Genomic DNA, 8,304 nt, shown 5'->3' on the forward strand with positions numbered 1-8,304 from the left:
GCGTCAGCCGTCTTGCCCGCCCACTTCAGGATCGCGTCCTCGCCCGCCATCCCCTTGATGTCGCGAAGGACCCTGCCCACATCGTCGGAGAAGTCATGCAGGTTCTTGGCGAGACTGCGAACCCGGTCCGGATCACCCGGAGTCGGATCCTTGTCCAGATCCAGGACATGCCAATCCCGCGGTCTATGGCCCGCCATCCCGCAACCCCCGTTACACCCACATCATCAACTGCCCTGAGTACGCATGAACGTACAAGGTCAGGACGTCTGGCGGAAACCCGACGGTTGCACGGCCGATCCGTTCCTGCGCCCCAGGTCAGCGCAGAGCGGCACCCGGGAGGCCTCCCCCCGGGTGCCGCTCTTGGTGATCAGTGCTCACACAGGATCAGTGCTCACACAGGGAGAACTCCCGCTCGTAGAGCTGCTCGTTGTGTTCGTCGACGAAGAACTTGCGTTCCTGCATGAGTTGTTCGCGGTAGCTCTTGGCCTGTTCGAGCGTCATGGTCGAGGTCTCGGACCATGGCTGCTGCGGTGGCACATCGGATGTCGAGACGATCTTTTCCGACGGGTCGATCAGGAAGAACGCGAGAATTTTGCGATGCCCGGGACGGGTGGCGTCCGTGAGGCGGAACGAGCCGACGCGGTGTTGCAGGATGTTCGGGAACGCCAGGCAGCGGCCCGCCGGGGTCGATGCCGATCCCAGCATCTGGTTCAGTGCGTCTTCGTTCTCCAGGCCGTAGACCTCACGCACGCCATTGTCGTCGTTCTGTTCGTAGTTCGGGTCGTCGAGTGCCGCCCGGAAACTCAGCCGGCTTTCGGTGATGTTCTCGCTGTCCCAGTAGTAAATGCCGGTCGAGACGATCCGCTCATTCAGCATCCCCTCGACATGCCAGGAACCACCGGCGTACTCGGGCTTGTCCGGAGTGAGATGAATGGTGGCGAGCTTGACGATGACCTGGAGACGACGGCCGCGCAGGTCGAATCGGGCGAAGTCGTCGGGCAACTCGGGCGGGGTGAAGGCAGGGGCGTCCGGGATGACCGGGCTGCGGTTCTCCCACCAATCGTCCTGGGCCTCTTCGTAGGCACTGACGGCCTTGTCGTGGGCCTCGTCATCACTGAAGGAAGACCTGTCCGGATACTCCGGCTCCGAGTCGTACCACCCGTAAGGATCGGCCTCGATCCGCAGGGGCCGCGGGTGGCGCAGATCGGTGAGTACGTTCTCGAACAGCGGACGCAGGCGTGCGAACAAGTCCGGGAGGACTGCGGCCAGTTCGCGATGCCTCTCGGGGTGGACGTTGTTGACGTACGAACGGAAGGCGACATCGCCGTCTTCACTGACGTCGACGTCCGTGGGAAGCCACTGGAACTTCTCGGAGAATTCGTGCTGCGAATAGCGGTTGGTCGGGTTCTCCCAAGCCCGCTCGGGCGCTCCGCTCGCCTCGTTCACCAGGCAGAACAGTGAGGGATGCACCAGATCCAGTACCTGGCCGTCGGATCCGGGGTGCCAGTCCTTCTCGTCTTCGGGGACCTCTTCCAGAACCCGGACCGCCTCGCGCAGCCGGGATCCGAGCTCGTCGTCGACCAGCGTGTCCGACTGCCACACTCCGTCGACGGCGGACACCTCTATGCCGGTCTGTCCGTCGCGCAATGCGGCGTAATACGCGAGTTCGGCAAGCACGTAACGAACTTGCGCCTCGGTGAGGCCCTGGGCGACCGCTTCTTGCGTCCACCTGGCGACGATGTCGGCGTCGTTCATCTTCTCGAACCACCCCGGCTTCGCCCGGATATGGGCGCTGCACTCCATCATCTGAAGTTCCCGCAGTGTTCGGGGTGTCGCGAACGATATGGAACGGGACGCTTGAAAGGGCAGCGGGAAAGCAGACAGGCCAGTCAATTCTCTTGGTCCTCCCGGTCGATGCATGGCGGCCGGAAGGATACTTCAGGGGACTGACACCGCAATCTCACCGCATCAGCACCCCAGCCCCCTCCCCCATGCCCTCCGCAGGCACCGCCACCAGACCCAGCTCCGCCCCGCTGGCCAGCAGTCGATGCGACGGCAGAACGCGCACCGTATAGCCGAAGGGGCCCGCGTGGTCGAGGGTCAGGGGTCCCTCGTAGAGGCGGCTGCCCTCCGGAGTGGGGGCGCCCACCGGCTTCAGCGACACCGAAGCCGGGTCCGCGATGTGATCCTCCGGATCGACCCGTCCCGCGATCGCCTGCACCTCCACGTCGTCCGGCGTCAGCTCCCCGAGCCGCACCCGGACCCGCAGCGCGAGCGTCGAGCCGAGTTCGGCCGTCGCCCCGAACGCGGTCGCCTCGACATGGTCGACGGCGACCCGCGGCCACGCCCCCCGCACCCGGGCCTTCCAGGAGGCCAACTCCCCTGCCGCGGCCACGTCCAGCGCCCGATGCGCCCGCGCGGCGGGGACGTAGAGACCCTCCACGTAGTCACGGACCATCCGCCCGGCGAGGACCTTCGGGCCCAGCCGCGTCAGCGTCCGGCGGACCATCTCGATCCAGCGGTCGGGGAGACCGCCGGGGCCCTGCTCGTAGAAGCGGGGCGTGATCCGGCGCTCCAGCAGGTCGTACAGCGCCGCCGCCTCCAGATCGTCCCGCCGGTCGTCGTCCGTCGCCGAACCGTCCGCCGTGGGAATCGCCCAGCCGAAGTCCGGCTCGAACCATTCGTCCCACCAGCCGTCCAGGACCGAGAGGTTGAGGCAGCCGTTCAGCGCGGCCTTCATGCCGCTCGTGCCGCACGCCTCCAGCGGGCGGAGCGGGTTGTTCAGCCAGACGTCGCAGCCGGGGTACAGCTTCTGGGCCATCGCCATGCCGTAGTCCGGCAGGAAGACGACGCGGTGGCGCACCCGCGGGTCGTCCGTGAAGCGCACCAGCTCCTGGATGAGGCGTTTGCCACCGTCGTCCGCCGGATGCGCCTTTCCTGCCACGACGATCTGGATCGGCCGCTCATCGTGGGTGAGCAGATCCATCAGGCGGTCGCGGTCCCGCAGCATCAGGGTCAGGCGTTTGTACGAAGGGACGCGGCGCGCGAAGCCGATCGTCAGGACGTCCGGGTCCAGTACGTCGTCGATCCAGCCCAGTTCGGCGCTGGCCGCGCCACGGCCGCGCCACGAGGCGTAGAGCCGCCGCCTGACCTCCGTCACCAACTGCCCGCGCAGCTCACGCCGGAGCGCCCAGATGTCGGCGTCCTGGATCTCGGCGACCGCGTCCCAGCGCTCCGAGCCGCCCACCGACAGGGCGTCCTCCGTCCGCTGGGCGCCGATCTGGCGGGCGCCGAGCCGGAAGACCTCGGGGGCCACCCAGGTCGGGGCGTGCACGCCATTGGTGACGGAGGAGATCGGGACCTCGTCGGCGTCGAATCCCGGCCACAGGCCCGCGAACATCTCGCGGCTCACCTTGCCGTGCAGGGTGGAGACGCCGTTCGCGCACCGTCCGAGGCGCAGGCCCATCACCGCCATGTTGAAGAGGTTGGGCTCGCCGCCCGGATACGTCTCCATGCCGAGCCGCAGTATCCGCTCGACGTCGATGCGGGGCAGCTCGGCGTCCGGGCCGAAGTGCCGGGCGACCAGTTCGCGGTCGAAGCGGTCGATGCCGGCGGGGACGGGCGTGTGGGTGGTGAAGACCGTGCCCGCCCTGACCACTTCGAGCGAGGTGTCGAACTCCACGCCCTGCTCGGCCAGTTCGTGGATGCGTTCCAGGCCGAGGAAGCCCGCGTGGCCTTCGTTGGTGTGGAAAGCCTCGGGCTCCGCGTGCCCGGTGAGCCGGCAGTACGCCCGTATGGCGCGCACCCCGCCGATGCCGAGCAGCATCTCCTGGAGCAGCCGGTGTTCGCTGCCGCCGCCGTAGAGCCGGTCGGTCACCTCGCGGGCGCCGGGGTCGTTCTCCTCGACGTCCGAGTCGAGCATCAGGAGCGGTACGCGTCCGACGCACGCCTGCCAGACGTGGGCGCGCAGCGAGCGGCCGCCGGGAAGGGCGATCGCGACCTGGCAGGGGCGGCCGTCCGCCTCGCGCAGGAGGGTCAGCGGCAGCTCGTTCGGGTCGAGCACCGGATAGGTCTCCTGCTGCCAGCCGTCGCGGGACAGGGACTGGCGGAAGTAGCCGTGCCGGTAGAGCAGCCCGACCCCGATGAGCGGGACCCCCAGGTCGCTGGCCGCCTTGAGGTGGTCGCCTGCGAGGATGCCGAGCCCGCCCGAGTACTGCGGCAGGGCGGCCGTGATGCCGAACTCGGGCGAGAAGTAGCCGACGCCGCGCGGGAGTTCACCACCGCGGTCGGCGGCCTGCTCCTGGTACCAGCGGTCCCCGGTGAGGTACTCCCGCAGCCCGTCGGAGGCCTCCGCGAGGCGCCGCAGGAACGGCTCGTCATGGGCGAGGCGGGCGAGCCGCGCGGGCGGCACGCTGCCGAGCAGCCGCACGGGGTCGCCGCCGGACGCGGCCCACAGCTCGGGGTCGACGGCCTCGAAGAGCTCACGGGTGGGGGTGTGCCAGGACCAGCGGAGGTTGCGCGCGAGCTCGGCGAGCGGGGACAGAGGGTCGGGAAGGGCGGGACGTACGGTGAATCGACGGATGGCCTTCACGGTCTCCACCTTCGTACGGCGTGTACGTGCGGGACGAGTACGAAGGTAGCCGGGCCCGCCCTTCGTTCACCACGGCGCACGGGGAGCGCGAGAAGAAGGGCCCGGCGATGACCGGACCCCTCTGGTGCCCTTCAGCGACGCCTTCGGAGTGGGCCGGGGTGATGAGGACCATCTTGTTGGCCTGCTGCTCCTTGATGATGCACGCGTCGTGGTCGAAGTAGATGTCGAAGTAGATGTCGATGACGTACTGCAGGTGGTTGCCATGGACCGTCACCTGCTGACCGCCGTCGACGGGACCCGACGGGGGCTCGAAACGCATGAGTTCGGGCCTCGGGTCGCTCTGGAGTTCCGGCATGTTCTGCTCCCCGGACGCCCCGCTTGACACCCGTAGGCATCTCTCCCGACCAGGGGCCCCATAAATCGGAGCCCCGCATCCCTGCAGAGGTTGACCCGCCTCGGCAACAATTCACGGCCAGGAATTCGACACCCGCCTCCGGCCACGTTCCGACGGAAAGCGCGACCGAATTGCGGGCGTTGTCCCGCCGAACTCTCCACGGCCAACTTCACCGGGGAACTTCACCTTCATCCGCGCGCACGCGGGGAGGCCCGACAAGACCGGAGGAGAAACAATGGCGATGACGCATCAGGCACCCGTGGCTCAAGACACGATCTTCACCGTGGCGGGCACCGGCGTGCAGGCGTTCAGCGGGGAGCATGGGCCCGCGGGAAAGGAGTGACCGCTACTCGCACACCGCCGCGATCGCCGCCGTGTCCCAGTAGAACGGCCACACCTCGGCGATCCGCCCGTCCCGCACCGCGATCGACTGCAGTACGGGGAAGGCGAGTTCACGTCCCGTGGCGCGTGCCCGCGCCTGGACCTCGCTGCGGACGAAGACCGTGTCGCCCGTGGCGAAGAACTCCTGCTCGCCGATCTCGAAGGACTCCCACGCCTCGGCCATGGCGAGGAAGAACCGCACCATCCCTTCGTGGCCGCGCCAGGTGCCGCCGTAAGGGAGGGCGTCCGCCTGGTGCAGGACGACGTCGTGTGCGAAGTACGGGGCGAGCGGCTCGAAGGAGGCCTCGCCGGGGCCGCCGGCGGCCAGGTAGCGGGACTCTGCCTCGTACATGGCGGTGAGGACGGCCACCGGGTCGGTTTCGGACGCTGTCGGCTGGGTGTTCATGCCGCCAGCGTGGCCTCCCCGGCAGACACACCGCTGGCGGACATCGGACGTCGACCTGCGACAACACGCACCGCAGCGTTCCGCTCGGGCGGGCCGTACCCGCACTCGTCCGAAAATCGCCGCAACCCTCACACCACCCCCACGGGAGGTATGGCCGATTCCCCCACGCCGTGTGGTCTTGTAGGGCCTCACAGCTCACGAGAGGCTGCCAAGTGGCGCCCGCGGAGGATACGGGGGACCCGGCAAGCCACCGGTCCAACTCCTCGGGCCGCACGTCAAGTTGGGGAGGGAAGCCAGCGTATGACTTTGTCGCGTACGAAGCGTCTGCGGTGGGCGGGAGCCGTCACCGCCGCCACCACGGCGGCGGTGCTTTCGGCCATCACGCTGCCCGCGCACGCAGCTCCGGCCGAGGCCCCGCTGGGGCAGATACTCGGCGCCGGGGAGCCCGGTTCCATCAGCGGCAGTTACATCGTCACACTCAAGGGAGGCACAAAGGCCCCGTCAGAGGCGGGCAAGGGCATAGCGGAGAAATACGGCGCGAAAATAAGCCACACCTACAGCACGGCGCTCAACGGCTATGCGGTGAAGGCGGGTTCGAAGGAGGCCAAGCGGCTCGCGGGAGACGCGGACGTCGCCTCCGTCGTCCAGGACAGCACGGTGTCCCTGGACCACACCCAGAAGAATCCGCCGTCCTGGGGCCTGGACCGGATCGACCAGAACGACCTTCCGCTCGACAAGTCCTACACCTGGCCCGAATCCGCGGGTCAGGGCGTGACGGCGTACGTCATCGACACCGGAATCCGCAGCACGCACACGGACTTCGGCGGGCGTGCGAGCAGCGGCTGGGACTTCATCGACAACGACGCCACCGCGCAGGACGGCAACGGCCACGGCACGCATGTCGCCGCGACCGTCGCGGGCGGGAAGTACGGCGTGGCCAAGAAGGCGAACGTCGTGGGCGTGCGCGTCCTCGACAACGCGGGCTCGGGGACGACCGCACAGGTCATCGCCGGCATCGACTGGGTCACCAAGCACGCGAAGAAGCCGGCCGTCGCGAACCTGAGCCTCGGCGGCTCGGCCAACGTCCAGTTGGACGCCGCCGTGCGCAACTCCATCGCGTCCGGCGTCACTTACACGGTCGCGGCGGGGAACGACGGGCTCCCCGCGTTCCTGTCCTCGCCGGCCCGCGTGAAGGAAGCGGTCACCGTCGGCGCGACCGACGTCAAGGACGCCAGGGCAAGCTTCTCCAACTGGGGTGCAAGCCTTGACCTGTTCGCTCCGGGCGTGGGCATCACGTCGGCGTGGAACACGGGCGACGGCGCCACGAACACCATCTCCGGTACGTCGATGGCCGCGCCGCACGTGGCGGGCGCGGCGGCGCTGTACCTCGCCGACCACGCGGCGGCCACACCGGCCGAGGTGAGCAAGGCGCTCACCGACCGCGCGGCACCGGGCAAGGTCACCGGCAGGGGCCTCGGCTCCCCGAACAAGCTCCTGCAGGTCAACAACCCGTAGGACCCGGCACATCCCCGGACCGGCCCCGCCTCGATCGGCGGGGCCGGTCTTATGTGCGCCCGGCATGTGCCCGTACAGACTCCCTGTGCCGCCGGTCTTGTATGAGGCCTTACGCACTAGTAGTTAACAAAGCGCCGGATTGCCCACCCGAAATCCGTGGGAAGGCTCCCCCGGTACGCACACAGCAGAACCCTCCACACCCCCGTATCCGCCCCACTCACGTAACGCGGACAGGAGTGGTCATGCCCTCAACGCGCCCGCCGGCGAAGGCTTCGGCGAAGGCCCCCAAGAAGGTGCCCAAGAGCCGGGAGGACCCGGCGGCACAGCAGGACCCGGCCCCACAGCAGGACGCGCCGCCCGGCCGCATACCCGTGCTCGACATCACGCCGCAGGTGCACGGCGGGCGCAGGCCCGCCAAGGCCGTGGTCGGTGAGACCTTCCAGGTCACCGCCACCGTATTCCGCGAAGGGCACGAGGCGGTCGCCGCCAATGCCGTGCTGCTCGACCCCGAGGGGCGCGCGGGCCCCTGGACGCCGATGCGCGAGCTGGCCCCCGGCACCGACCGGTGGGGCGCGGACGTCACGCCGGACGCGCCGGGGAACTGGACGTACCGCGTCGAGGCGTGGGGCGACCCCGTCACGCAGTGGCGGCACCACGCGCAGATCAAGATACCGGCGGGCATCGACACCGAACTCGTCCTGGAGGAAGGCGCACGCCTCCACGAACGCGCCGCCGCCGGAGCCCCGGTGAGCAAGGGCCGCCGCGCCACCCTGCGCACCGCCGCCGAGGCCCTGCGCGACACCGAACGCCCCGTCGCGGCCCGGCTCGCCGCCGCACTGACCCCGGAGGTCGACGCGGTCCTCGCCCGGTATCCGCTCCGTGAGCTCGTCACGGAGTCGGAGCCGCTGCCACTGCTGGTGGAGCGGGAGCGGGCGCTGTTCGGTTCTTGGTACGAGTTCTTCCCGCGCTCGGAGGGTGCCGTCGGGCGCGAGGGCGAGCCGCCCGTCTCGGGAACCG

Annotated in this window: 6 protein-coding genes and 1 pseudogene; 2 read left to right on the forward strand and 5 right to left on the reverse strand. The window is 69.1% G+C overall.

Annotation, left to right across the window (positions count from 1 at the left end; all coding sequences use genetic code 11):
• The 5 genes and pseudogenes from ACFWY6_RS42155 to ACFWY6_RS42175 all read right to left on the reverse strand — a co-directional run.
• Positions 1-197 (reverse strand): annotated as a pseudogene (locus ACFWY6_RS42155) (hypothetical protein); the annotation flags it as partial.
• Positions 198-384: 187 nt separating this feature from the next.
• Positions 385-1,893: a DUF4246 domain-containing protein gene (locus tag ACFWY6_RS42160; RefSeq protein WP_384702195.1), complete on the reverse strand. Its 1,509-nt coding sequence runs from the start codon at positions 1,891-1,893 to the stop codon at positions 385-387.
• A gap of 67 nt (positions 1,894-1,960) precedes the next feature.
• On the reverse strand, positions 1,961-4,591 hold the full coding sequence (gene glgP / locus ACFWY6_RS42165; RefSeq protein ID WP_384702198.1) for an alpha-glucan family phosphorylase: 2,631 nt from the start codon (positions 4,589-4,591) through the stop codon (positions 1,961-1,963).
• Positions 4,482-4,946 carry an IPT/TIG domain-containing protein gene (locus ACFWY6_RS42170; RefSeq protein ID WP_384702200.1) on the reverse strand — a complete coding sequence of 155 codons (465 nt, stop codon included), beginning with the start codon at positions 4,944-4,946 and terminating at the stop codon, positions 4,482-4,484. The genes glgP and ACFWY6_RS42170 overlap by 110 nt, the downstream gene beginning before the upstream one ends.
• Before the next feature lie 385 nt (positions 4,947-5,331).
• Positions 5,332-5,772: a nuclear transport factor 2 family protein gene (locus tag ACFWY6_RS42175; protein ID WP_384702203.1), complete on the reverse strand. Its 441-nt coding sequence runs from the start codon at positions 5,770-5,772 to the stop codon at positions 5,332-5,334.
• 300 nt (positions 5,773-6,072) lie between these two features.
• On the opposite strand from ACFWY6_RS42175, the gene ACFWY6_RS42180 reads away from it, so the two are divergent.
• Positions 6,073-7,287: a S8 family peptidase gene (locus ACFWY6_RS42180; protein WP_384702206.1), complete on the forward strand. Its 1,215-nt coding sequence runs from the start codon at positions 6,073-6,075 to the stop codon at positions 7,285-7,287.
• Between the two features lie 242 nt (positions 7,288-7,529).
• On the forward strand, positions 7,530-8,304 hold a 775-nt coding region (locus tag ACFWY6_RS42185; RefSeq protein WP_384702209.1), incomplete at its 3' end, for a maltotransferase domain-containing protein.

Source organism: Streptomyces sp. NPDC059037 (assembly GCF_042740015.1).
In the GTDB taxonomy this organism is placed as follows: domain Bacteria; phylum Actinomycetota; class Actinomycetes; order Streptomycetales; family Streptomycetaceae; genus Streptomyces.

Bases quoted from the DNA above. Each gene is read 5' to 3' on its own strand.
- ACFWY6_RS42170 (WP_384702200.1), bottom strand. From the start codon at position 4,946: ATGCCGGAACTCCAGAGCGACCCGAGGCCCGAACTCATGCGTTTCGAG.
- ACFWY6_RS42175 (WP_384702203.1), bottom strand. From the start codon at position 5,772: ATGAACACCCAGCCGACAGCGTCCGAAACCGACCCGGTGGCCGTCCTC.
- ACFWY6_RS42180 (WP_384702206.1), top strand. From the start codon at position 6,073: ATGACTTTGTCGCGTACGAAGCGTCTGCGGTGGGCGGGAGCCGTCACC.